This window comes from Mucilaginibacter sp. GW821-FHT07H05 (assembly GCF_059418485.1).
In genome coordinates, this window is sequence record NZ_JBWKPY010000004.1 from 432,306 (window position 1) to 457,601 (window position 25,296).

General features: G+C 44.8%; 27 protein-coding genes. 16 read left to right on the forward strand and 11 right to left on the reverse strand.

Annotated features, from left to right (window positions below; all coding sequences use genetic code 11):
- Window positions 1-48: 48 nt before the first annotated feature.
- From AC07M6_RS13030 to AC07M6_RS13055, 6 genes are all read right to left on the reverse strand, one after another.
- Window positions 49-684, reverse strand: a complete 636-nt coding sequence (locus tag AC07M6_RS13030) for a DsbA family oxidoreductase (RefSeq protein ID WP_494890031.1) — start codon at window positions 682-684, stop codon at window positions 49-51.
- Between the two features lie 210 nt (window positions 685-894).
- Window positions 895-2,328 carry a signal peptidase I gene (lepB, locus tag AC07M6_RS13035; RefSeq protein ID WP_494890033.1) on the reverse strand — a complete coding sequence of 478 codons (1,434 nt, stop codon included), beginning with the start codon at window positions 2,326-2,328 and terminating at the stop codon, window positions 895-897.
- Window positions 2,329-2,355: 27 nt separating this feature from the next.
- The gene (dapB, locus tag AC07M6_RS13040) at window positions 2,356-3,108 is read right to left on the reverse strand and encodes a 4-hydroxy-tetrahydrodipicolinate reductase (protein ID WP_494890035.1); all 753 of its coding nucleotides are present in this window, start codon (window positions 3,106-3,108) and stop codon (window positions 2,356-2,358) included.
- On the reverse strand, window positions 3,105-3,794 hold the full coding sequence (locus AC07M6_RS13045; protein ID WP_494890037.1) for a DUF5683 domain-containing protein: 690 nt from the start codon (window positions 3,792-3,794) through the stop codon (window positions 3,105-3,107). The genes dapB and AC07M6_RS13045 overlap by 4 nt, the downstream gene beginning before the upstream one ends.
- Before the next feature lie 81 nt (window positions 3,795-3,875).
- Window positions 3,876-4,790 (reverse strand): ParB/RepB/Spo0J family partition protein, encoded by a 915-nt coding sequence (locus AC07M6_RS13050; RefSeq protein ID WP_494890039.1) that lies wholly within the window; start codon window positions 4,788-4,790, stop codon window positions 3,876-3,878.
- A 3-nt stretch (window positions 4,791-4,793) separates the two neighbouring features.
- Entirely contained in the window at window positions 4,794-5,597 is an 804-nt protein-coding gene (locus AC07M6_RS13055; protein ID WP_494890041.1) for a ParA family protein, read from the reverse strand.
- Window positions 5,598-5,846: 249 nt separating this feature from the next.
- Here AC07M6_RS13055 and AC07M6_RS13060 point away from each other — a divergent pair, with 249 nt between their 5' ends.
- Complete coding sequence (locus AC07M6_RS13060) at window positions 5,847-6,368, forward strand: NADPH-dependent FMN reductase (RefSeq protein ID WP_494890043.1); 522 nt, start codon at window positions 5,847-5,849, stop codon at window positions 6,366-6,368.
- Window positions 6,369-6,370: 2 nt separating this feature from the next.
- Here AC07M6_RS13060 and AC07M6_RS13065 read toward each other — a convergent pair whose 3' ends face one another.
- The 3 genes from AC07M6_RS13065 to AC07M6_RS13075 form a co-directional block, all read right to left on the reverse strand.
- A complete protein-coding gene (locus tag AC07M6_RS13065) occupies window positions 6,371-6,910 on the reverse strand; it encodes a hypothetical protein (protein WP_494890045.1) in 540 nt (179 codons plus the stop codon).
- Between the two features lie 121 nt (window positions 6,911-7,031).
- Window positions 7,032-8,333 (reverse strand): MFS transporter, encoded by a 1,302-nt coding sequence (locus tag AC07M6_RS13070; RefSeq protein WP_494890047.1) that lies wholly within the window; start codon window positions 8,331-8,333, stop codon window positions 7,032-7,034.
- Window positions 8,334-8,375: 42 nt separating this feature from the next.
- On the reverse strand, window positions 8,376-9,035 hold the full coding sequence (locus tag AC07M6_RS13075; RefSeq protein ID WP_494890049.1) for a bifunctional 4-hydroxy-2-oxoglutarate aldolase/2-dehydro-3-deoxy-phosphogluconate aldolase: 660 nt from the start codon (window positions 9,033-9,035) through the stop codon (window positions 8,376-8,378).
- A gap of 231 nt (window positions 9,036-9,266) precedes the next feature.
- On the opposite strand from AC07M6_RS13075, the gene AC07M6_RS13080 reads away from it, so the two are divergent.
- Window positions 9,267-10,292, forward strand: a complete 1,026-nt coding sequence (locus tag AC07M6_RS13080; RefSeq protein ID WP_494890051.1) for a PfkB family carbohydrate kinase — start codon at window positions 9,267-9,269, stop codon at window positions 10,290-10,292.
- Window positions 10,293-10,392: 100 nt separating this feature from the next.
- Window positions 10,393-10,842 carry a NanQ anomerase/TabA/YiaL family protein gene (locus AC07M6_RS13085; RefSeq protein WP_494890053.1) on the forward strand — a complete coding sequence of 150 codons (450 nt, stop codon included), beginning with the start codon at window positions 10,393-10,395 and terminating at the stop codon, window positions 10,840-10,842.
- A 75-nt stretch (window positions 10,843-10,917) separates the two neighbouring features.
- On the opposite strand, the gene AC07M6_RS13090 is transcribed toward AC07M6_RS13085, so the two are convergent.
- Window positions 10,918-12,867, reverse strand: coding sequence for a KUP/HAK/KT family potassium transporter (locus AC07M6_RS13090; RefSeq protein ID WP_494890054.1), 1,950 nt, complete (start codon window positions 12,865-12,867; stop codon window positions 10,918-10,920).
- A 202-nt stretch (window positions 12,868-13,069) separates the two neighbouring features.
- On the opposite strand from AC07M6_RS13090, the gene AC07M6_RS13095 reads away from it, so the two are divergent.
- The 13 genes from AC07M6_RS13095 (at window position 13,070) to AC07M6_RS13155 (ending at window position 23,600) form a co-directional block, all read left to right on the forward strand.
- The gene (locus AC07M6_RS13095) at window positions 13,070-13,570 is read left to right on the forward strand and encodes a T9SS type A sorting domain-containing protein (RefSeq protein ID WP_494890056.1); all 501 of its coding nucleotides are present in this window, start codon (window positions 13,070-13,072) and stop codon (window positions 13,568-13,570) included.
- Window positions 13,571-13,770: 200 nt separating this feature from the next.
- Window positions 13,771-14,094, forward strand: coding sequence for an ArsR/SmtB family transcription factor (locus AC07M6_RS13100; protein WP_494890057.1), 324 nt, complete (start codon window positions 13,771-13,773; stop codon window positions 14,092-14,094).
- Window positions 14,095-14,178: 84 nt separating this feature from the next.
- Window positions 14,179-14,898, forward strand: a complete 720-nt coding sequence (locus AC07M6_RS13105) for a DNA alkylation repair protein (protein ID WP_494890058.1) — start codon at window positions 14,179-14,181, stop codon at window positions 14,896-14,898.
- Between the two features lie 61 nt (window positions 14,899-14,959).
- Window positions 14,960-15,376 carry a VOC family protein gene (locus tag AC07M6_RS13110; protein ID WP_494890059.1) on the forward strand — a complete coding sequence of 139 codons (417 nt, stop codon included), beginning with the start codon at window positions 14,960-14,962 and terminating at the stop codon, window positions 15,374-15,376.
- Between the two features lie 39 nt (window positions 15,377-15,415).
- On the forward strand, window positions 15,416-15,913 hold the full coding sequence (locus AC07M6_RS13115; RefSeq protein WP_494890061.1) for an SRPBCC family protein: 498 nt from the start codon (window positions 15,416-15,418) through the stop codon (window positions 15,911-15,913).
- Window positions 15,914-16,378: 465 nt separating this feature from the next.
- The gene (locus tag AC07M6_RS13120; RefSeq protein WP_494890062.1) at window positions 16,379-16,990 is read left to right on the forward strand and encodes a fumarylacetoacetate hydrolase family protein; all 612 of its coding nucleotides are present in this window, start codon (window positions 16,379-16,381) and stop codon (window positions 16,988-16,990) included.
- A 171-nt stretch (window positions 16,991-17,161) separates the two neighbouring features.
- Window positions 17,162-18,874: a M23 family metallopeptidase gene (locus AC07M6_RS13125; RefSeq protein WP_494890064.1), complete on the forward strand. Its 1,713-nt coding sequence runs from the start codon at window positions 17,162-17,164 to the stop codon at window positions 18,872-18,874.
- Window positions 18,874-19,332 carry a thioredoxin-dependent thiol peroxidase gene (gene bcp / locus AC07M6_RS13130; protein WP_494890066.1) on the forward strand — a complete coding sequence of 153 codons (459 nt, stop codon included), beginning with the start codon at window positions 18,874-18,876 and terminating at the stop codon, window positions 19,330-19,332. The genes AC07M6_RS13125 and bcp overlap by 1 nt, the downstream gene beginning before the upstream one ends.
- Window positions 19,333-19,387: 55 nt before the next feature.
- Complete coding sequence (locus AC07M6_RS13135) at window positions 19,388-20,233, forward strand: transketolase (RefSeq protein WP_494890067.1); 846 nt, start codon at window positions 19,388-19,390, stop codon at window positions 20,231-20,233.
- Window positions 20,234-20,338: 105 nt separating this feature from the next.
- On the forward strand, window positions 20,339-21,301 hold the full coding sequence (locus tag AC07M6_RS13140) for a transketolase family protein (protein WP_494890068.1): 963 nt from the start codon (window positions 20,339-20,341) through the stop codon (window positions 21,299-21,301).
- Between the two features lie 352 nt (window positions 21,302-21,653).
- Window positions 21,654-22,196, forward strand: a complete 543-nt coding sequence (locus tag AC07M6_RS13145) for an RNA polymerase sigma factor (RefSeq protein ID WP_494890440.1) — start codon at window positions 21,654-21,656, stop codon at window positions 22,194-22,196.
- An 86-nt stretch (window positions 22,197-22,282) separates the two neighbouring features.
- Complete coding sequence (locus AC07M6_RS13150) at window positions 22,283-23,104, forward strand: hypothetical protein (protein WP_494890069.1); 822 nt, start codon at window positions 22,283-22,285, stop codon at window positions 23,102-23,104.
- A gap of 16 nt (window positions 23,105-23,120) precedes the next feature.
- Window positions 23,121-23,600: a hypothetical protein gene (locus AC07M6_RS13155; RefSeq protein WP_494890071.1), complete on the forward strand. Its 480-nt coding sequence runs from the start codon at window positions 23,121-23,123 to the stop codon at window positions 23,598-23,600.
- 534 nt (window positions 23,601-24,134) lie between these two features.
- Here the strand turns inward: AC07M6_RS13155 and AC07M6_RS13160 are convergent.
- Window positions 24,135-25,151: a glycosyltransferase family 4 protein gene (locus AC07M6_RS13160; protein WP_494890072.1), complete on the reverse strand. Its 1,017-nt coding sequence runs from the start codon at window positions 25,149-25,151 to the stop codon at window positions 24,135-24,137.
- Window positions 25,152-25,296 lie beyond the last annotated feature (145 nt).

The following is a 25,296-nucleotide window of genomic DNA, read 5'->3' on the forward strand; positions in this document are numbered from 1 at the left end:
GCGACAAATCACCATGTAGAAGATTTCTCTCTACGTTCGAAATGACAATCATTCGTCCGCCTGCGCTTTTTGCAGGGCGCCTAAAAATACCTCAATCGCTTGCGCGCCGGATACGGCGTATTTTTCATTCAGCACAAAAAACGGCACACCGGTAATGCCTAATTGGCGGGCTTCTTCAATGTCGTGTTTAACGGCATCGGCATATCTATCTGTGCTTAAAACCTGTTTAATTTCATTAGCATCTAAGCCAATACCTATACCCAATTCCATAAGCGTATCTTCATCATCTATGTTTTTGCCCTGGGTAAAGTAGGCTTTAAATAATGCCTCCTCGGCGGTATCGCCCAGGCCATGTTCTTTAGCCAGCTGAATTAACCTGTGTGCATTGAAGCTGTTGGCTACTATGGCGCGGTCGAAATCATAGTGCAGGCCAACGGCTTGTGCCATTTCGGTCACCTGCTGGTTTAGCTGTTGGGCGTATTCCAGCTGCCAGCCTTTGGTATTGGCCAGGTATTGATTAATATTAATGGATGGGTCGGTTACCAGGCCGGGGTTTAGCTGGAAACTTTTCCAGGTGATCTCTACCTCATCCGCCTGGGGGAATTGCGCCAGCGCTTCCTCAAAACGCCGCTTGCCGATATAGCAGAACGGGCACATCACATCAGACCATATTTCAACTTTCATATCGCAAAGCTAATTAATGGATTGTCAGGATGTGGTAAAGAGTTGGGTTAAAATACCCTGTCATTGCGAGGTACGAAGCAATCGCGAACTATACAGAATGTCTCTGCGGGTGTGCGATTGCTTCGTACCTCGCAATGACAAGCGGTGGGGCAGGCAGAAACAAAAGAGGCACCAATAGGTGCCTCTTTTTGCAATATTTTAATCCGGGAATTAATGGATCCCTCTAAAGATTCTGCTCCAGCGGATCTTGTTAAGGAAGGAGCCATTATCGTCCCAGCTCATCCAGATGAACAGGGCCTTGCCTACAATATGATCTTCGGGAACAAAGCCCCAGAAACGGGAGTCTAAGGAATCGTGGCGGTTATCACCCATCATCCAGTAGTAGTTCATTTTAAAGGTATAAGTATCGGCTTTAGCACCATTGATGATGATACCGTTCTTGCCATCCAGTTTTACGGTGTTATGCTCATAAACCTCAATAGCGCGTTTGTATAGCGGGATACTCAGGCTATCCAGTTTTACGGTCCAGCCTTTTTTAGGGACAATGATAGGGCCAAAGTTATCGGCATTCCAGGGGTGGTTGGCATCGCCCGGGAAAGCCTGCGGATCGGCAATACCTTTTGGCTGGATCCTGGCTTTTACCAATTTAATATTAGAATAACTTTTCAGCGTTTTTGCCGCCTCGGCATTCATGGTGGGGTTGGGGTTACCTTCGTAATAAGTAATACTCAGGTCTTCCAGCATTTTTGGATTAAGTTCAGAACCATCGGTTTGCAAATCATAATCAATCTGTTCGCCCGGCGGATTTGGGTTTGGTTTGCCGTTAACATATACCTGCGCATTTACAATGGTCAGGGTATCGCCCGGGGTGGCCTGGCAGCGTTTAATATAGTTCTCGCGTTTATCAACCGGGCGCAGGTAGGGCGAGTCGGCCTCCATAGGCCAGTTAAATACCACTACATCACCTTTTTTAACATCGCTTAAGCCCGGCAAACGGTAGTAGGGCAGTTCTATGCCATCCCAGTAAGCTTTGGTATTAATCAGCGGCATAGTATGATGCGCAAACGGGAACGCGACAGGCGTCATCGGTGTACGCGGACCATAATTTACCTTGCTCACAAAAAGGAAATCGCCAACCAAAAGCGAGCGTTCCATTGACGGGGTTGGGATAGTATATGCCTCGATAAAGAAGGTACGGATCAGCGTGGCGGCAACCACAGCAAAGATGATGGCTTCGGTCCACTCGCGGCCTGATGATTTTTTGAGATGCTTCTTGTATTTTTCTTTAAAGTCATCGGAATTTGCCGGGCCTAAATATTGCACGTTTTTATCAAAACCCCATTTAGGTAAAAATATTGCCGGTAACAAAATAGCTGCTGCAATATCACGCATGCGCCATTTACCAAAAGATTTAATAAAATCAATTAGTATCCCAACAGCAATAAAAATATTCACAACCGGTACAAAAAGTAATAATATCCACCAGGTAGGGCGGCCTATCAGTTGCAATTGAATATACTCCGCATAAAATGGGATGATAGCTTTCCAACCGGGTTCTCCTGCCTTTTCAAATAGCTTCCATAAACCGACATACGGCAATACTATAAAGAAGATAAAAACTAAAAAAAATAAAACAACGTTCACTGTAAGGGGATTTAATATTGTAATTGGTTAAAGGCTAAAGTTAAACATATCTTTTACCGAATAAAATCCTTTTTTGTTTTGCACCCATTCGGCAGCCAGTACGGCGCCAAGGGCAAAGCCATTGCGGTTATGGGCGGTATGCTTAAATTCAATGCTGTCTACCTCGCTATCGTAAACCACGGTATGGGTGCCGGGCACGTTTTCTATACGGAAAGACTCTATCAATAGCTGATCGGCTTTAATGGTATCTTCCAGGCCTTCGTTGCCGTCGGTGCTCAGGATGTTTACCCATTCTTTTTTGCTGTCCAGTTCATCAACAATACCTTCGGCAATAGTAATAGCGGTACCGCTGGGCGAGTCGAGCTTTTGGGTATGATGGATCTCTTCTACCTGTACATCGTAATACGGGTAATTGTTCATCAGTTTGGCCAGCACTTTATTAATATGGAAAAAGATGTTTACCCCTACGCTGAAGTTGGTGGCGTAAAGGAAAGTATTGCCGTTTTGCTCGCACTGGTTTTTAATGCGCTGCAAATGCCCGTACCAGCCGGTAGTGCCTACAACAATGGGCACTTTCGCTTCAAAGCAAGCTTCGATATGATCTAATACGGTTGCCGGCGTACTGAATTCGATCACCACATCGGCCTTTTGCAGGTTCTCGGCGGTCAGTTCATCCTGATTGGTAACATCTATTTTCAGTACGATCTCGTGTTTACGGTCCTGGGCTATTTTTTCAATAATTTTGCCCATTTTACCATAGCCTAATATTGCGATCTTCATCTCAGTGTTATAGTGATTTTTAATCCGGGAGTAAAGGTAGTATTAAAATTTGACGCGTAAACAGATTGGTTAATAGTAGTTGGGGCTATTTTAAAACCAAAATTATTATCCATAGAGTACGAGTGCTGCAGTTTACCATAAATATAAGCATCCACAATATTTACACCCCACACGGCTAAAAAACTAAGTATGCTGATCTCTTTATTACGGTAAGCGCCATCTTTGGCATTAATGATAGCATCTTTTGAGAATTTGCCATACGTTGCATAATCGTCCCGATGCGGATCGTTCTCATATCTCGCGTCGGTATAGGGGATGCCTAATTGCTGATATTTAGCAACGGCTAAAAACATTTTATAATCTTTTTGATTCACAATAACAGCATTTACCAGCAAGCCTAAACCAGCATAAATAGCAGGCACCTTCCACCAGTGGTGATTGTATACCTGTCCCCAGCCAGGCACAAAGGCCGATCGTGTCCAGGCGGTATGCGGGCTGTGGGTACTATCGGGATGATAAATCTTTTCTTTCTTTATTTTAGGGGCGATCCCCTTGGTTGGGTCGGTTTCCGATTTACGGGATTCGGTACCGGCCGGCAGTGTACGGACAGTTGTATCGCGGGTTTGTGCGCAGACCGGAAAAGCCAGTCCGCCAATTAAAAACAGGGTGATGAGATAGTTGCGCATTTTACCAAAGCCTAACGTAGCGATCTTGTTTTTAGTGTAGTAATAAAAGCCACGCAGGGGTTAAACAAATATAATTGACAATTACCAATCCAGCATTTCCAGTATCCGGTTCAGGTCATCCTCTGATAAAAAAGGAATTTCTATACTGCCGGCACCCTGACTGCTTACCTTCAATTTTACCTTGGTGCTAAATTTGGATGCCAGGTCGTCCTGGATCTTTTGCACCTGATAACTTAGGGGCATATCCTGTTTTGCAGCAGGCTTTTTACCGGGTTCCCTTTGCATATGGCGTACCATCTCCTCTACCTTACGTACAGAAAGCTGCTGCTTTAGGATGAGTTGGTGAAGATATAACTGATCGGACGGGCTTTCTACCGATATCAGCGCGCGGGCATGGCCCATGGTAATACCCCCATCGCGGATGGAAGCCTGTATGGCCGGCGGTAGTTTCAATAAACGCAGGTAATTGGTAACGGTGGAGCGGTTTTTGCTGACACGTTCGCCAAGCTCTTCCTGTTTCAAATTACATTCGTCTATCATCCGCTGAAAGCTGAGCGCGGTTTCAATGGCATTCAGGTTTTCGCGCTGAATGTTCTCTATCAATGCCATTTCCAGCATCTGCTGGTCGTTAGCGGTGCGGATATAGGCGGGAATCTGCGTTAAGCCTGCAATTTTTGAGGCACGTAAACGGCGTTCGCCCGATATCAGCTGGTATTTATGCGCGCTTAAGCGCCTAACGGTAATGGGCTGTATTAAGCCCTGCAGCTTAATAGAATCGGCCAATTCATTTAAAGCCTGCGCTTCAAATTCGGTACGGGGCTGAAAAGGGTTAACTTCTATCTCACTGATCCTAATCTCGTTTATCGAACCGGCATCGTTAATTTCGGGACTGGTTGATATAGGCCGGGATACATTGGCATGCGAATTTACGTGGGTCGAGTCGTCAAGCAGGGCGCTCAAGCCTTTTCCTAATCCCCTTTTTTTATCTAAACTCATTTATTAAACGGTTGCGGTACTTGTTGCTTCCTCTGGTTTCATTAACCCGTTTTTGCGGATAATTTCGCGGGCCAGGTTTAAGTAATTAATAGCGCCTTTGCAATTAGCATCGTGCATAATTACCGATACGCCAAAGCTTGGGGCTTCGCTTAACCGGGTGTTGCGCTGTATAATGGTATCAAAAACCAGGTCTTCAAAATGCGTACGCACCTCCTCTACCACCTGGTTGCTCAGGCGCAGGCGTACATCGTACATGGTTAATAAAATCCCTTCAATATCCAAGTTGGTATTTAAGCGGTTTTGTACAATTTTAATGGTGTTCAGCAATTTGCCCAAGCCTTCTAACGCAAAGTACTCGCATTGCACAGGTACGATAACCGAGTGGGCTGCTGTAAGGGCGTTAATGGTAATCAGGCCCAGCGATGGCGAGCAATCGATAATAATAAAATCGTATTCATCTACCACCTGCGCCAGTACGGCTTTCATTTTGTACTCGCGGTCGGGCAGGTTAATCATTTCTATTTCGGCGCCCACCAGGTCGATATGCGCGGGCAGCAAATCAAGGTTAGGGGTTTCGGTATGCTGGATAGCCTCGTGTGGGTCGGTTTGATTAATGATACACTCGTAAATGCTATCCTTTATGGTACGCGGGTCAAAACCTATGCCCGATGTAGAATTTGCCTGCGGATCGGCATCTACCAGCAATGTTTTAAATTCCAGCACGGCAAGGCTTGCGGCAAGATTGATAGATGATGTAGTTTTACCAACACCGCCTTTTTGATTAGCCAAAGCAATTATTTTACCCATTATATTTATATGTTATAATTGATTGATGATTTTAACAACGGAAAGCAAACGTAAAAATTTCTATTTTCGTAAAGTTTTTAAACCGTGGCTAAAGATACGAATTTTAACAATTGTGTAATCCACAGCTTTGGCTTACTTACAAACAAAATACGGGGAAAGGTGAGAGGTAAAAGGCTAAAGGCAAAAGGCCGGATCGCTTATTTTAAAAACCTTTTACCTTTAGCCTTTTACCTTTCAGCTAATATATAAATGGTTACCATTATCGCATCTACCAACAGGCCCAATAGCTCGACCCTTAAACTGGCGCAATATTATCAAAAACAACTGCTTGAAAAAGGACTGGAAACCAATTTATTATCGCTGATGGACCTGCCCGCCGATATTATTGCTACCGACCTGTACGGCAAGCGCAGCACGCAGTTTCAGGCGATACAGGATATGGTAACTGCTACCCAAAAGTTTCTTTTTGTAATACCCGAATATAATGGCAGTTTCCCCGGAGTGCTAAAAGTTTTTATAGATGCCTGCGATTTCCCGGTTAGTTTTTACGATAAAAAGGCCGCACTGGTTGGTTTGTCGGCGGGCAAGTACGGTAATATCCGCGGTATAGAACACTTTAATGGTGTTTGTGCCTATGTCCATCTTAACGTGATGCCGCTGCGTATCCATATAGCCAATATCAAAACCGAAATTAACGCCGAGGGTAACCTGTATTTACCCGATACCGTTAAATTTACAGCCGAGCAAATGGATAAGTTTGTGAAATATTAAGGTTAAATCCCAGTTTCTTTAAACGCTATGCGTTTACCAATTGCCTGCACCAAACCGTCATTTAAATGCCCGGTGGTTACAAACCAGTTGCTGTGGTGATCTTGCTGTAACTGGGCGGTGACAGTCCCGTCAACGGTTACATCGTAAAAGGGATAATTAACTGCTACATGTACGTCAACCGGCATACCGCCATCTTCAACAATAAAGTTCAGCGTACCTGCTTCTTGCGCTATGTCATTTTTGGGCTGTTCGGCACCGGTAACTTCCTCCATAAAACCTGATGGTGTATGATCTAACTGTTTGATAAACCCGGCAATCTGGCTAATTATCCCATCGCTGAGATCAGTTACCCCATCAAAGCTCCATTCGCTATTGGTATCGAAGGTAATGGTGCCAATGCCCACCTCGCCCTCGGTAAGATAGTACTGCCCGGTAACATAGGAGATCCCGCTAACAGGCGTGATCAACACAGGGGTTATGGTAATACTGCGCTGACCGCCTTCGGTGTCTGCTAAAAAATCTATCGGCTCTGTCATATTCATCCTATCGCAATCATCAGGCCAAAGCGGGCAGGTATGATCATTTAACCAAACAGTTAGCCCGATAAACAAAGAAAGCCCTGATTTACTTCATCAGGGCTTTCTTTGTTATACATCTCAGATATTATGCTGCTATCGGTTTCATTTTAGGAACCAGGATATGCATAATCAGCCAGCCTAATAGATAAGCCGACCCACAAATAGCAAACATGATATAATACGCAGTTTCTATCTGGTTAATGCCGCGATAGTATACAAACATTTGTTTTTGTACAAATAATGACAAAGCAATACCACCTACACCACCGGCCATACCACCAATACCGGTAACCGAACCGGTTGCCGATTTAGGGAACATATCGCTAACAGTAGTAAAGATATTGGCGCTCCAGGCCTGGTGGGCTGCTGCTGCTAAGCCAATAACGCCAACCGCGTACCACATATTAATTTGGCCTAATATCAATGCGAATAGTATCGGCAATACCATAAAGGCGTAGATCAGCATGGATGTTTTACGTGCCTTAAACACCGGCATACCACGTTTAATAAACCATAACGGCAACCAGCCGCCACCAATACTACCGATGGTTGAGATAATATAAACCACCGCTACAGGCCAGCTGGCCGCAGTTAATTTTTGATGGAAAACGCTCTCGAAATAATCGGGCAACCAGAAGAGGTAGAACCACCAGATAGGGTCGGTTAAAAACTTACCTATAATAAAGGCCCAGGTTTGTTTAAATCCAAGTAATTGTTTCCAGGTGTAAGTAGGTTCGTCAACAACAACATTATCAACAACTTCCTGATCGCTTTCTATATAAGCAATTTCAGCCGCTTGTACTTTACCGTTACGGCGTGGTATTTCATAAAGTATCCACCAAAATATCAACCATATAAAACCTAATAAACCGGTAAGGATAAAAGCCCAGTGCCAGCCCCAGTTAATAACGATCATCGGTACCAGAATAGGCGTAACAATAGCGCCGATATTAGCGCCGGAGTTAAATATACCGGTTGCTAAAGCACGTTCTTTTTTAGGGAACCACTCGGCCACGGTTTTAATAGCTGCCGGAAAGTTACCAGCCTCGGCAATACCCAAAGCGCCGCGAACGATACCAAACCCCAGTACGGTGTTTACTAAAGCGGTAGCCACACCGGCCAGGCTCCATAAAAATATATAAATGCCATAGCCTAATTTGGTGCCCAGCTTATCAATAATACGGCCGGCGCCTATCATACCTAAAGCATAAAATATTTTAAATACGATCTCGATATTGGCATAATCGCCGTCGGTCCAGCCTAATTGCTCGGTAAATGTTGATTTTAAGAAACTAATTACATTGCGGTCAATGTAATTAATGGTTGTTGCAAAGAAAATCAAGGCGCATATGGTCCACCTGTAATTTCCTATTTTGGGTTCACTCATTTTTGTTTTTTATTGGTATATATCGGTTTCTTCTCTCTGTTGTTATCGGCTTGCTTTAACTATTTCTATAGCCTCTTTGGTAGCCGCGGTAAGTTCGTCATATTTTTGGTTTTCCATCACATCTTTGCTAATTAACTTACTGCCCATACCAACCGCGCAAACGCCTGCTTTAAACCAGCCGCCAATGTTTTCTTTGGTTAATTCAACACCACCGGTAGGCATAAACAGCATACCCGGGAACAATTCTTTAATCCCCGAAAGGAAAGACGGACCTAACAAATTACCCGGGAACAGCTTTACTACCTTAGCGCCCAAATTTTCGGCCTTAATAATTTCGGTAGGCGTCATACAACCTGGTATCCAAAGTAATCCGGCCTTTTCAGCTACGGGGATCACTTCTTCTACCAATCCCGGGCTGATAATATAATCGGCGCCGGCATCAACAAAATCCTGTGCTTGCTTTGCATTTTTAATGGTACCCACACCCAAATACATACCGCCAAGCTCTTTATCGCAGATCTCGCGCAGTTTGGCAAAGTTTTTAAGGGCTGCCTCGCCACGGTTAGTGTATTCAATGGTTTTAATGCCTGCTTTATACAGGGCGTGTAAAATGTTTACGCTGATATCGGCATCTTTGTTAAAATACAATGGTAAAATACCTTGCGCGGGTATCAATTCTAAAATTGCTGCTTTCTTATCCATTTGGTTGATATTATATATTCAGATTTATTTGGGGCTAAAAGTATCAATAAATAACCTAAAGATGTATGCGTAATTAGCATTTAGTTCAAAACAATTAACGCAATCGTTTCCGGGCATTTTTTTTATAATATCTTAGTAATTAGTTAGGTTTAAATGTATTTTTGACCGCCAACGGATAAGCCGTAATTTATTTTGTAATTTATTTTTTCAATTTTAAAACATAACCCAACGATGTCTAAAAAAGTCGTAACAATGGGAGAGATAATGCTGAGGTTATCCACTCCTGATTTTAAAAGATTTGTCCAGTCTGATACTTTTGATGTTACCTACGGTGGCGGCGAGGCTAACGTAGCGGCAGCGCTTTGCAACTATGGCCTTAACGGTACCTTCGTGTCAAAAGTGCCTAATAACCCAATTGGCCAGGCAGCTATTAATCACCTGCGCCGTTATGGTGTAGACACACAGTTTGTGGCAAGGGGCGGCGACCGTTTGGGTATCTACTTTTTAGAGACAGGCGCATCTATGCGTGCATCGCAAGTGGTTTATGACCGCGCCGGCGCTTCTATAGCCGACGTTGACGCCAGCGAATTTGATTTCGACAAGATTTTTGAAGGTGCCGATTGGTTCCATACTACCGGTATTACCCCGGCATTAAGCGACAAGGCTGCTGCTTTAACTTTAGCTGCTTTAAAGGCTGCTAAAGCAAAAGGCATTACTACCAGCATCGACTTAAACTACCGTAAAAAATTATGGAGCAAAGAGAAAGCACGCCAGGTAATGACCGAGCTTTGCCAGTATGTAGATGTTTGTATTGGTAACGAAGAAGATGCCGACACCACTTTAGGTTTCACCAGCGAAGGTACCGATGTAACCAAAGGCGAACTGAACCTGGACGGCTACAAAAGCGTTTTCCAGCAGATGAAAGCTAAATTCGGCTTTAAATATATTGCTTCAACCTTACGCGAAAGCCACAGTGCATCTGATAACGGCTGGAGTGCTTTAGTATACAACGGCACCGATTTTTACCATACCAAACAGTATGAAGTACGTATTGTTGACCGTGTTGGTAGCGGCGACTCGTTTGCCAGCGGTTTCATCTTCGGTTTAGTTACCGGCATGAGCCAGGGCGATGCCGCCGAGTTTGGTGTTGCTGCATCAGCCATGAAACACACCATTCCGGGCGACTTAAACCACGCTACTTTGAACGAAGTAAAAGAGCTGGTTAAAGGTGACGGAAGCGGCCGGGTACAACGCTAAGAGATAAGTAATAAGTCGAAAGTCTTAAGTTGGAAGTCTATTTTTTGGACTTCTGACTTAAGACTTTTGACTAAGGACTAATTTAAAAAAAGAAAAGAATATGATTTTAGATAAATTAGAAAACGGCAGTCAGTATTTTGCACTGCATCCTAATTTTAAGGTTGCGTTTGACTGGCTGCAATCGCAGGATTTGAGCGCGCTTGAAATTGGCAAATTTGAAATTGCCGAAGGCGTAAAAGGCGCGGTAATGGAAAAAGACGGCGTAACGCCCGAAGCTGCTGGCGAAAAGTTTGAGTGCCACAACAAAAATATCGATATCCAGGTATTGATCAGCGGTGCTGAAACCATGGGCTGGAAACCACGTAACGACTGTAAAGAACCTAAGGGCGAGTTTAATGTGGAGAAAGACGTGATATTTTACGCCGATAAAGCCGATATGTATTTCAGTTTAGAGCCCGGTCAGTTTGTGATCTTTTATCCAAACGATGTACACTCGCCTATGATTGGCGAAGGCCTGATCAGGAAACTGGTAGTGAAGGTGGCTATTTAAGCTGCAAGCCTTTTTAAGCAAATAAAAAAAGTCCGCATGCCAAAAGCATGCGGACTTTTTTTATTTGATATTCTGTTATGGCATCCGCGTCAGTACCACCTCTTCGGGTACCGAAAGCATCAGCGGCACTTTTTCAACTGTTACAAAGCTGAGATCGAGGCCAAAACCGCGTTCTTCGGATAAACTAAGATGCTTAAGTTGCTTGTAGATATCCATCACCAGGCTCTCGTAAAACGACAGGCCATGCGAGCGCGACAGTACCTTCTCTATCACCACAAAACGGAAATCGCCTACAATTTTATGTTTATTAAGGGATTTATACTTACTCATAATTTCCACCTCGCCCTTCTTTACCAGGTCTTCAACCACTTTGCGGAACAGCAGGTTAATTTGCTGCTCAACCCTAAAGCCCAGCTTAAAGTCAATCCTGATCACTTTGTTCGGCACCAGGAAATCAACCCGGTATTCGCGGGTATAAGGTTCGTCCATTACATCTACGTGCACCAGCCAGTACACATCGGCGCGCTTAGGCTGCTTTTGCAGTATCGAATAAACTATTTTTGATTCTACTTCCGAATCGAAATTGGCACTGGTTAAATACACCAGTTGCGATGCGTATTTGGGCACGGTTTCATCATCGCTTAGCTCCTGCAAAATCTTGTAGTAATCTTCTATCTCCACAAATTTCACAAACCGGTTCCTGATCTTGCGGGCTGTGTGCCATGTCCACATTACGGCAAACAAAAACAAGCCAATAGTTAAAGTGAACCAGCCGCCGTCCATAAATTTATGCAGGTTACCGGCCAAAAAGGTACCTTCAATAATCAGGTATACCAGTAAAAACGCGTTAATAATATAAGCAGGCACCTTACGGCGTTTCAAAAATCTTGACACCAGTATGGTGGTCATCAGCATGGCTACGGTAATACTTAAACCATAAGCAGCTTCCATTTTTTCGGAGCGCTGAAACAGGGCCACCACAATTAAACACCCGGCGCACAGTATCCAGTTAATACTGGGTACATATAATTGCCCCTTTTGCTCGCTTGGATAGTTGATGCGCACTTTTGGCCACAGGTTTAACCTCACCGCTTCGGATATCAGCGTAAACGAGCCCGAAATTAATGCCTGGCTGGCAATAATAGCCGCCGCGGTGGCTATGCCGATGCCAAATATCAGGAACCAGGCCGGCATAATGCTAAAGAAAGGATTGTTCAGGTTCAGGTCTAACTTTTGCCCGTTGTGCTGCAATAACCAAACAGCCTGCCCCAGGTAATTAATCACCAGGCAGGTTTTAACGTATATCCAGCTAATGCGGATATTTTTACGCCCGCAGTGGCCCAGGTCGGAATATAAAGCCTCGGCCCCGGTAGTACAAAGGAACACGGCGCCCAATACAATAAAGGCCTCGCTGCTGGTGCTGCTTCGTAACAGATCGAACGCGTAATAAGGGTTTAATGCCCTGAATATGGTAGGCATTTTCACGATATAGCTTATCCCCAGTACGCCCATCATGGTAAACCAGATGAACATGATAGGCCCAAATGCCTTGCCTACCAGCGATGTGCCAAATTGTTGAATGATAAACAAACAGGTAATTATAGCGGCCACTATCCAAACCGTTGGCAGGTCGCGGTTATACCGCTCTAACCCTTCAATGGCAGATGAGATGGTAATTGGCGGGGTAATAATACCATCGGCCAATAAGGCGCAACCGCCCAGTACAGCCGGCACGATCAACCATTTAGCCTTGCGCCGAACCAGCGAGAAAAGCGAAAAAATGCCGCCCTCACCTTTGTTATCGGCCCTTAAGGTAATCACTACGTACTTGAGGGTGGTTTGCATGGTCAATGTCCAAAAAACAAGGGACACACCGCCAAGCACCAGGGTTTCGCTAATACGCTGCCCACCTACAATTGCCTTAAATACGTATAGTGGCGATGTACCGATATCACCGTAAATGATACCTAAACTGATCAGCAAACCGGCTACGGTTAGCTTCTGTAAATCTTTATGTTGTGACACTATTTTAAATTATAGAGGATGCAAAAGTATTAAAAATGTTAATTGTATAACCTAATTAATTAATTCCCGTATAAATAATTGTGAAAATCACACTAAGCATACAACATCTAATGTTAAAAATTGTTAAATTGACATATTAAATAAGCCCATTTTGCAAAAGATGCAAGGGTTTATTTCTATTTTTGCAGGGAGAAACCAAAATATGAAGAGAAACTATACTAAAATTTATTCGCGTATATTATTGCTTGCAATAGGTATGCTTATGAGTTTTACTATGGTTGCCAATCCGCGCGGGCAAAAAAGCGATACTACTTACCTGCATTTATCCAAGCTGAATAAGAAAGATAAAAACATCCTTAAAACTTTCCATATTACGCTGCCTGCTATTAAACAATATACCTTGCCTACAAAAACGGTTGCAATACCATCGGCAGATGATAAGCTTTTAAGCAACGTGCAGATCTACCCTAACCCGGTTACCGATCAGATCAATCTAAAATATACCATCTCCCGGCCCTCAATCGTTAATATCAAGATCATGGATCTTTTAGGTAACGAGGTGATCACCCTGCTATCGCAAAGGGTTGACCACGGCGAACAGCAGTTCAGATACACCCTTACTAATAAACTCAACAGCGGTTTCTACTTTGTACGGATTGTTGTCGGTACCGAATCGGTGATCAGGCGTATCTCTATTCTTTAAGCTGAAAGGCGAAAGGTAAAAGCTGAAAGGCTTTATCTGCTTATCGCATCCCCTCACATTATTCCATATTCCCCTTATCATTAAGAAAAAAGCTTTCGGCTTTGATCTTTAGGCTTCCAATTTTTTTCAAATAAATTTGCGTAAGTGAATACTTACATATTATATTTGTAAGCGATTACTTACATATCAAAGCACAGCAGATGAGAAGAGATGTTTTCCAGGCCATAGCCGACCCAACCCGCAGAGAGATCATTAACCTGATTGCTCACAACCCGCTTAACTTAAACGCTATTGCCGAAAACTTTGACGTAAGCCGCCCCGCCATATCACAGCATATTAAAATACTGATGGAATGCGGACTCATCAACATTAAAAAGCAGGGCCGCGAACGATATTGCGAAGTACAGGCAGAGCCTTTAACTAAAGTAACCAACTGGATAGAAAACTTCCGTAAAATGTGGGATGGACGTTTTAACCGGATAGATGATATACTGAACGATATGAAAAACAAAAATGAGATTTGAGATGCGAGATAGGAGATTTGAGACCAAAAGCATTATCTCACACCTCATATCTAAAATCTCACATCAAAACGCAAAATAATAGCCATGGCATCCAATCTTACAGCACAGCAATTTATTCAAACGCTTAAAACCTTAAGCTCGGCTGCCGAGTTAAAAAAAATCCAGCGCTATTTTAAAATGGAAGAAGGCCAGTATGGCGCCGGCGATGAATTTATAGGTGTGCGGATGGGCCAGCTTTTTAATTTGGCTAAACTATACACAGCTATGCCGGTGACTGAAATAGAAACCCTGCTGGAAAGCCCCATACATGAAGCAAGGGCCGGGGCGGTAAGCATAATGGATAAAATTGCCCGCGATAAAAACACAACCGACAGCCGGCTGGAAGAGGTTTATCAACTATACATGCGCCGGCACGACCGGATAAATAATTGGGACCTGGTTGATTTAGGCTGCTTGTATATGACCGGCCGGTATTTGTACGATAAGCCACGCGATGTATTATACAGCCTGGCCCTATCCCCCAATTTATGGGAAAGGCGCACCGCCATATTAAGCACCTGTTACTTTATCCGCAAGGGCGAAACTGCCGATGCTTTTAAAATAAGCCAGATACTGCTGAATGATACCGAAGACCTGATCCATAAGGCTTGTGGCTGGATGCTGCGCTTTGCAGGCGATAAAAACATGCCCGGGCTCATTCAGTTTTTAGATCAGTACGCGTCCGTAATGCCCCGAACCATGCTGCGCGCAGCTATCGAAAAGCTGGATAAAGAACAAAGGATATATTATTTAAAACTAAAATAAAGGAGTAACCGAAAATCCATAAAAGAGTAGGCTAACCATTAAAACTTAAAACATCATCATCATGACAAAGGAACTATGGATCAACTTGCCGGTAAAGAACGTTAAAAGATCGATCGATTTTTTTACCAAAATAGGCTTCTCGTTTAAAACAGATAGTCCCGGGTATACCGAAACATCAGCGCCCATGATCATCGGCGCTAAGCAAATAGTAGTGATGCTATTTGAAGAAGGCTTTTTTAAAAGTGCCAGCTGCGCCCCTGTTGCAGATACCGGCAAGGGTAACGAAGTGCTTTTTTCGTTTGATGCCGAAAGCCGTCAGGAAGTAGATGAAATGGCAAAAAAAGTTGAAGCCGCGGGCGGCACCGTTTTTGGTAAACCATCCGAGATACAGGGATGGATGTACGGTTGCGGATTTGTTGACCCCGACGGCCACCGCTGGAACATGCTGTACATGGATATGAGCAAAATGAAAAGCTAATCAATAATTCACTAAATCAATCATTCAATCATTAATCCCATGGCAACTAAAAACACAACAATCATAAAGGCCGAACCCGGCAAACAGGAACTATTCATCATCCGGGAGTTTGATGCCCCGCGCGAAATGGTTTTTAAGGTGATGACCGATCCCGGTTTGATCACCAGATGGTTAGGCCCGCGCGACATTACGATAACTATCGATTACTATAACACCGTTAGTAATGGATCATATCGCTATACCGGTGCCGACTGTAATGGGAACAGCTTCGGCTTTCATGGCACCTTTCACGAAATAACCGCGCCTGAAAGGGCTATCCAAACTTTTGAATTTGAAGGCCTGCCCGAAAAGGGACATGTAAGCCTGGAAACCGCCCGGTTTGAGGCTTTGCCCAATAACCGCACCCGCTTAACCATCCAATCGGTATTCCAGTCGGTGGCCGACCGTGACGGTATGGTACAATCGGGTATGGAACGCGGTGTAGTAGATTCGCACGAGCGTTTGGATGAGTTATTAGCAGCGGGAGGCCTCTTCTAAATCTCCTCTGTTCCTATTCATTGCCGTTGGCTTCAGCCAACGGATAACATGCGGACAAGTCCTGGCTTTAGCCAAACTTCTACCCGTACCCGGTGTATAGTTTGGCTAAAGCCACTTGTTAATACCTGCTATCCGTCCCATAAATGGGACGGCAATGAATAACAGATCAATGTGCATTTTTACGCCATGAATTTGCTTGCACGTTCCCATTCATTGCCGTTGGCTTCAGCCAACGGATAACATGCAGGCAGATCCTGGCTTTAGCCAAACTTCTACCGTACCCGGTGTATCGTTTGGCTAAAACCACTTGTTAATACCTGCTATGCGTCCCATAAATGGGACGGCAATGAATAACAGATCAATTTGAAGCCATTAATAACCGGGATAATTAAAAGCTTTCTGCTTTAGTCTTTCTGCTTTCAGCTAATCTTCATTAGCTTTGGCAGCTTAAAACTGCCCAATAATATGAAGATCATCGCCATTGGCCGTAACTATGCCGAGCATGCCAAAGAGCTAAACAACCCCGTGCCCACCACTCCGGTGATATTTATGAAGCCTGATACCGCTTTATTAAAGGATAACAAGCCCTTTTATCACCCCGAATTTTCACAGGATGTGCATCATGAGATTGAACTGGTGCTAAAGGTTTGCAAGGAAGGCAAACATGTGGACGAAAAGTTCGCGGCTAATTACTACGATGAAATTGGTTTGGGCATTGATTTTACCGCCCGCGATATTCAAAGCCGCCATAAAGAAAAGGGCCTGCCCTGGGAACTGGCCAAAGCTTTCGACGGTTCGGCGCCAGTGAGCAATTTTATACCGAAATCGGATTTTGAAAATCTGTACGATTTGAACCTGCGCCTGAACGTAAACGGCGAAACCCGCCAGAACGGCACCACCAAAGACCTGCTTTTCTCGTTCGAGAGCCTGATCGCTTTCGTATCTAAATATATCACGCTAAAAAAAGGCGACCTGATCTTTACCGGCACGCCGCCGGGCGTTGGCAAAGTTGCCATCGGCGATCATTTGGAGGGATATTTGCAGGGTGTGAAGATGCTGGACTTTTATGTAAAATAAGAGGCTCGTAATACAGTCGCTTGCTTGAGTTTATGCAGTCGCCCGGCTCCAGCCGAGTGACATATATTTCCCGGCCTCTGGCCGTAATATGTTTAAAATACGCATAACTGCGGCCGGAGGCCGGAGAATAAACGTCACCCGGCTGGAGCCGGGCGACTGCAACTTACAACTATGATTAAACGCTTTTGTCTTCTTTACACTGCATTATTTGTCCTGTCCCATGCAAGCGCCCAGGATTTTACCCAATCAAAAGAATATCCTAAAAATATTTTCCAGTACCCGCTCGATCTGGCCCCTACCACAGCCGGCTCCTTTGGCGAATTGAGACCTAATCATTTCCATTCGGGTTTAGATTTTAAAACGCTGCAGCGCACAGGTTACCCGGTACACGCAGCTGCCCAGGGTTATATCTCGCGATTAAAAATTCAGTTTGGCGGCTTTGGGCAAGCAGTTTATATTGATCATCCCGGCGGGTACACCACCGTGTATGGTCACCTTGATCATTTTACACCCGAAATATTAGCAATTATCCGCAAAGCCCAGGCCGATCAGCAAAAGTATGAGGTTGATATCAACGTCGAACCCTTTCAGTTTCCGCTGTATAAGGGGCAGGTATTTGCCTGGTCGGGTAATACCGGCGCATCCGGCGGGCCGCATTTGCATTTCGAGATCCGCGATAAAGAAACCCAGGAAACCATTAACCCCCAGCTATTCGGCTTAACCATCCCCGACAGGGTACCCCCAACCATCTTCAGCGTAAGCGTTTACCACCTGAATGGCCGGCCGTTTGACGAGAATACCCTGCGCCAAACCTATCCTGTAAAAGGCGCTGCCGGCAATTACCACCTAACAAAGCCTCAAACGCTGGAACTGAGCGGCAGCATAGGCTTCGGCATTGCCGCCAACGATATGAACAGCTCATCCGCTAATAAAAATGGGGTATATTCCATCGAACTAAAGGTTGACGGTAAAACGGTATACACCTTCGCGGTCGAACGCTTCGCTTTCGATCAAACCCATGCCATCAACGCTTATATCGATTATCCCTACAATTTAAAAACCGGCGGCTTTATCCAAAAATGCTTTATATCGCCCGGGGCAAAAATTACTTTGTACCCCCAATCCATTAACCGGGGCATTGTTACTTTTAACGATAACGAGATACACGATGTGGAGTATTTGGTTAAAGATATTGCAGGCAACGCATCAACCGTAAAACTCAAAGTAAAATCCAGCATCCCTAAGGACCGTCCGGTTTTTCGCCCGCAGGGGCCTGTTTTACACTACGATAAGCACAGCGAGTTTGTAAACGATAAAATAAAACTGATTGCCGAGCCTTATAATTTATATGACGATCTGGAACTGATCTATAGCGCCTCGCCCAAACGCCCGGGCAGTTTCTCTGATTTGCACCACATCCATAACCGCTATACCCCTATTCACGACAGCCTGATGCTTTGGATAAAGCCGGATAGCGACATCCGTAAATATGCCGATAAAGCAGTGGTAAGCGGTACTGTATCCGGCGCTGTTGAAAGTGAATATGCTGATGGTTACGTAAAGGGCAAGATCCATGCTTTTGGCGATTACGATGTACGGATAGATACGGTACCGCCGGTGATTACACCGGTTAATATCCATAACGGCCTTAACATGGCGGCATCCAGGGCTATCATTTTCAGGGTGAACGATAACCTATCTGGCGTAAAAAGCTTTACGGGCAAAATAGACGGTAAATGGGTATTGGTGGAACACGATTATAAAAGCAAAATCTTTATTTATACATTTGGCCCCGGGATAGCTGCGGGCAAGCATACTTTTGAGTTTACCGCAACCGATTTCAAAAACAACGTTTCACAGTTTACCGCAGATTTTTACAGATAATGGCTACATTAACAGCAGGCGACAAAGCCCCCGGCTTTACCGCTAAAGACCAAAATGGCAAGGAAGTTTCCCTATCCGATTTTAAAGGTAAAACCACCATCCTGTACTTTTATCCTAAAGATGATACACCCGGTTGTACCGCCGAGGCTTGCGATTTCAGGGATAATTACCAGTCGCTGCTCTCTAAAGGTTATGAAGTGATCGGCATCAGCACCGATGATGAAAAATCGCACAAAAAGTTCGAAACTAAGTACAACCTGCCCTTTACCCTGATTGCCGATGATAGTAAAGAGATCAATGAAGCTTACGGTGTTTGGGTAGAGAAAAACATGTACGGCAAAAAATACATGGGCACCGCCCGTACCACTTTTGTTATTAACGGCGATGGTATAATTACCCACATTATTAATAAAGTGGATACCCAAAACGCTTCGCAGCAGATACTTGACCTACAATAGTTGTCATATTGACAATTATTTATACTTTAGCACTTTAAAATCCAATTACTGAATAATGAATAAAAACGTTGACGAATTAAAACAAGTAGCATCGCAGGTACGACGCGATATTGTACGCATGGTACATGGTTGCCAATCGGGCCACCCCGGTGGCTCATTAGGTTGCACCGATTTTTTGGTTGCCCTGTACTTTAACATTATGAAACACAACCCGGACTTTAAAATGGATGGCATTGGCGAAGATTTGTTCTTCCTGTCAAACGGCCACATTTCACCGGTATTTTATAGCGTTTTAGCGCACTCAGGATATTTTGATAAAGCCGAAATGGCTACTTTCCGCAAACTGAACTCGCGGTTACAGGGCCACCCTACCACGCACGAGCATTTGCCGGGCGTACGCATTGCCTCGGGCTCGTTGGGTCAGGGTTTATCAGTTGCTATTGGCGCTGCCCTGTCTAAAAAATTAAATGCCGACGAACGCCTGGTTTTCACCCTGCATGGCGACGGGGAATTACAGGAAGGCCAGATTTGGGAAGCAGCTATGTTTGCGCCCCATAATAAGGTAGATAACCTGATCAGTACGATTGACGTAAACGGCCAGCAAATTGACGGCCCTACCGATAAGATATTAAGCCTGGGCGATTTGCACGCCAAATGGACCGCCTTTGGCTGGGACGTAATGACCATGAACGGTAACGATATGGCCGATGTAGTGAAAACCCTTACCGAAGCCAAAAGCCGTACCGGCCAGGGCAAACCAATTATGATTTTAATGCACACCGAAATGGGTGCCGGCGTTGATTTTATGATGGGCAGCCATAAATGGCACGGCGTTGCACCAAATGACGAGCAATTAGCAGCCGCATTAGGGCAATTAGAGGAAACACTGGGGGATTATTAGTCTGTTAGTTAATTGATGATTAGAGATTAGTGATTAGGTTCACATTTCAGGTCATCAAAAACAACTAATCACTAATCAACCAATTACTAATCACTATCACAACAAATGAAAAAGTACACTTACACAGATAAAAAAGATACACGCTCGGGCTTTGGCGCGGGTTTACTGGAAGCCGGCAAACGTAACGATAAGGTAGTGGCCCTTTGCGCCGACCTGATCGGCTCGTTAAAAATGGCCGACTTTATTAAAGAATTCCCTGACCGTTTTGTGCAAACCGGCATTGCCGAGGCTAATATGATGGGTATGGCAGCGGGTTTAACCATTGGCGGGCATATCCCGTTCACCGGTACTTTCGCTAACTTTTCTACAGGAAGGGTTTACGATCAGATCCGCCAGTCGATTGCTTATTCGGATAAAAACGTAAAGATCTGCGCGTCGCACGCGGGCTTAACCCTGGGCGAGGACGGCGCTACCCACCAGATACTGGAAGATATTGGCCTGATGAAAATGCTGCCGGGTATGACCGTGATTAATCCCTGCGATTATAACCAAACCAAGGCTGCTACTATCGCGATAGCCGAATACGAAGGCCCGGTTTACTTAAGGTTCGGCCGCCCTGTGGTGCCAATTTTTACCGATGCCGATCAGAAATTTGAAATAGGCAAAGCCTGGATGGTGAATGAGGGTGCCGATGTCAGCATCTTCGCTACCGGTCACCTGGTATGGGAAGCTATTAAAGCCGGCGAAGCACTGGCCGAAATGGGTATCGATGCCGAGATCATCAACATCCATACCATTAAACCGCTGGATGCCGAAGCAGTTTTAAAATCGGTAGCTAAAACCGGCTGCGTAGTAACCGCCGAAGAGCATAACCGTTTAGGTGGCCTGGGCGATAGCATTGCGCAATTGCTGGCTGTAAATAACCCTACCCCGCAGGAGTATGTGGCTGTTAATGACAGCTTTGGCGAAAGCGGTACGCCCGAGCAGCTAATGGAAAAATATGGTTTGGACAGCAAACATATTATCGAAGCCGTTCAACGTGTGATTAAGCGTAAGAAAACAATTTAAGGCGTTATACCATATTTTGTCATTGCGAGCGATAGCGTGGCAATCCCATAGGACATGCAAACTGTACCTGCCTATGAGATTGCCACGTCGCTACGCTCCTCGCAATGACAAACGATTGTTTGAGGATTTAGGTGAGGCCTCAACACCAAAACAATTTAAGGCATTTTTGCTTTATGTAAGGTGGGTTAAGCCACACCTATACGACTTGTCATTTCGAACGATAGTGAGAAATCTTATACGGCATACTTAGCAAAACGTACAAGATTTCTCCTCGTACCTCGTTCGAAATGACAAGTTGGTTCAGGTGAGACTTCTCGCTTTAAAATATTAATTTTACAAAATGTCGCAACAGGTGGAAGATGCAGAGATATTAGATAAATTCAGGGAAGAGAAAACCCGGAACGAGGCTTTTAATCTGCTGCTTAAAAAATATCAGCAAAAAATATATTGGCATGTACGCCGCATGGTGATTAATCACGACGATGCCGACGATGTTACCCAGGATGTATTTATAAAGGTGTGGAAAAGCCTGATCAATTTCAGAAATGATGCCCAGCTATACACCTGGATGTACCGTATTGCCACTAACGAGTGTATTACCTTCCTGAATAAAAAGAAGGCTAAAAATAACATTCCGCTGGACGACGTATCGTATGAACTGGCCGAATCACTGGCCGATTCAACCTACTTTAACGGCGACCGCGCCCAGCAAAAATTGCAGGAAGCCCTGCTTACCCTGCCCGATAAGCAACGCCTGGTATTTAATATGAAGTATTATGATGATATGAAGTATGAAGAAATATCCGATGTTTTAGGGACCAGCGTGGGGGCTTTAAAGGCATCTTTTCACCTGGCGGTTAAAAAAATTGAAGCCCATTTGCTATCACACGATTGATTTTTATATCTTAATGATTAATTTTAAAATAGCGTTTAAACCTTTTCATTTAAATTTCATCTATAAGTGTAGATATGAAAAGTGATATGGACAATAGAGAATGGCTGGACGATTATATGTCACTTAAACAGGTTAATCCAAACAACCCGTTTACAGTGCCTGAAGGCTACTTTGAGGAATTAACTCAAAGGGCCACATCGCGCGCATTTATTGATGGTGTAAATGCACATGCCGAAACGGGTTTTACCGTACCGGAAAATTATTTTAATGATTTGGAAAGCAACCTGCAAAGCCGCGTGGCTATTGAGGCTGCAATGGATAATACTGCCGCGGGTTTTACCGTGCCGGCTAACTATTTTGATGAAATGCAGGCCAGCCTGCAAAGCCGTATTAATATAGAAACGGCCCTGCAACATACAACCGGCGATTTCACGGTGCCCGAAAATTATTTTGAGGAGCAACACCAGCAAATTGTTGGCATGATTGCCGTTGACGAAATACTGAACGGCCAGCCCGAAGGCTTTACCGTACCGGAGAACTATTTCGAGAACCTGCAAAACGCTATTATCAGCAAAACCACTACCCAGGCAGCACAGCCGGCCATTAAAAAAGCAGGCATAGTGCGCAGGATGTTTGCATCGGGCGCGTTTAAATATGCTACCGCGGCCTGTTTAGTTTTGGGCATTGGCGGTACATTGTTTATCAGGCAGTTTGAAAGCCCGCAGGCACAGCACGAGCGCTCTTACATACATAAGGCCCTGGCCAATGTACCTGACGCGGATATTATTGATTACCTGCAAACCCATATGGACGCGGCCGATGCCCGCAGCCTGATGGACGGTGTGGATAAAATAAACCCCGGCACTGCAAGCGCCGACGAACTAAAAGAATATTTAAGTACGCATTAATTTAAGATAACCAGTAATGGATAAGCTGATCAGGAACGTTTTAATTTTACTCTGCATGTGTGCAGGCCAAATGGCCTTTGCGCAGGGTGGACGCCCGCCTGCTTTCCGCAATAATAATAACCAGCCTAATAAGGTACGTAAACCTACGGTTGCCAAAAGGTTTGAGGCGATGAAAAAGGCCTATATTAACCAACGGCTGGCGTTAACGCCCGAACAATCGGCAAAGTTTTGGCCTACGTATGATGAATACCAGGACGAGCTGGAGTATGTAGCCAAACTGCGGAAAGAAAATAACGCTACTACCGACCCTAACGGCAGCGACCAGTTCGATCGTGAATTGGGTTTCCAGGCGCGTATTACTAACCTGCAAAAACATTATTACGGCGAGTTTATTAAAATGATGCCGCCCGAAAAAGCCAATTTGGTATTTAAAAGTGAGCGCGATTTTAAGTTTGAACTACTGCGCCGGTTAAAAGAAGGCGGAAACCCTTTATAATTTGAAATTACACCTGTTAAAATAATAATGGAGCCTTTCACGTTGTGAAGGGCTTTTTTGTGTGAGGATAGTTGTTATTTAACCACAGAGGTCACAAAGGGTGAATCCACAAAGGACACAGAGGTGGGTTTCTTCAGGCGTCATTGCAAGACATGACGTGTTTTTTTTTAGTTTTCCGACAGCAAAGGAGCTTCCGGGCGAAAGCGGGCAGAACAATGGTGGCCTGTGCGGCGGGAGGGCATCAGCGTTTTGCAGAAGCAAGGGTAAGCGGGCGCGACAGCGGGGCAAATAAGCGTAGCCGTGGTTCTGCCCGGTTTGCAGGGCAAAGGCCATGTGCGGCAAAGGAAGCATTTTTGCTGTCTTGATTTTTTGTTACTTTTTCATCAAGGAAAAAGTAATAGGTCGTGCGGCAAATTGCCAATCATAAAGCACACTTACCTGCCTATGGGATTATTAATACTTTGTTTGTTTTCAAAGGAATTAATGAGCTCCCGTTGGTCGGTTGTCCACGCTATCGCTCGCAATGACAAAGTGTTATACTATCCCCTGATACAAATCCCAGTAATCATTCACCATTTTATCACTGCTGAATTTACTTACGGCCCAATCGCGGCAATAGCTGCGGTTAATGCTGGTTAACCCGGCAACTTTGCTAACCGCTTCATCTACCGTATGCACCAAAAAGCCGGTCTTTTCATCTTCAATCAACTCCGGCATCGATCCTTTGCTGAACGCGATGACCGGCGTGCCGCACAGCATACTTTCAGCCACACTCATACCAAAGGGTTCGTTAAAGTTAATGGGGTGCAGCAGCGCCAGGGCATTGCCTAATAGTTCTTTACGCTTATCCGGACCTGCATGACCTACGTATTGGATCTGGTCGTTCAGTTCGGGTTCAATCTTGCTTTTGTAATAACCTTCGTCCTGGATAATTCCGGCAATTAATAACCTACGCTTGCTTTGCTTGGCTATTTGTATAGCCTCATAAGTACCCTTATCATGATGGATGCGGCCAAAGTACAGCAGGTAATCATCGGGCTGGGCTACAAAATCAAAATCCTTGGGATCCATGCCATTATAAACGGTAGCCAGATAATTCAGGTTGGGACTGCGGTCGGCATTACTGATCGATACATAATGCGAGGTATCGTTATATTTCTGATAAACCGGCACAATCCTCGGCGACGAAAAGCCGTGTATAGTAGTAATCATAGGCGTTTTTATCAGCCGTGAATAAGTAAGCGGCAGGAAATCAAAGTTATTATGGATCAGGTCAAAGTCGCCGGCTTGCTCCATCAGGTTACTGATATGCAGGCACTCCAGCACCTTGGCATCCTGGCTGCGGTCTTCCTCGTAACCCATCGCGCAAACAGATTGCAACCTGCCGGCGGTAACAGAATCGCCGGTGGCAAACAGGGTTACATCAGCGCCTTTACGCACCATGCCTTCGGCTATGGTGCTGGCAATTTGCTCCCATGGCCCATAATGCCTGGGCGGTGTGCGCCAGGCCACGGGCGATAATACGGCTATTCTTAGTTTGTTGTAAGGCATGCTTTATCTATTTCCCCTCTTGAGAGGGGGGTGAGTTGGGAATAGGGGTGGCAGGGGTGTGTCTTTACCGAAATTCATATCACCAAAAGGACACACCCCTCCTCCCCTCTCAAGAGGGGAATCGCTCAGTCCCCGCCTCGCTTTT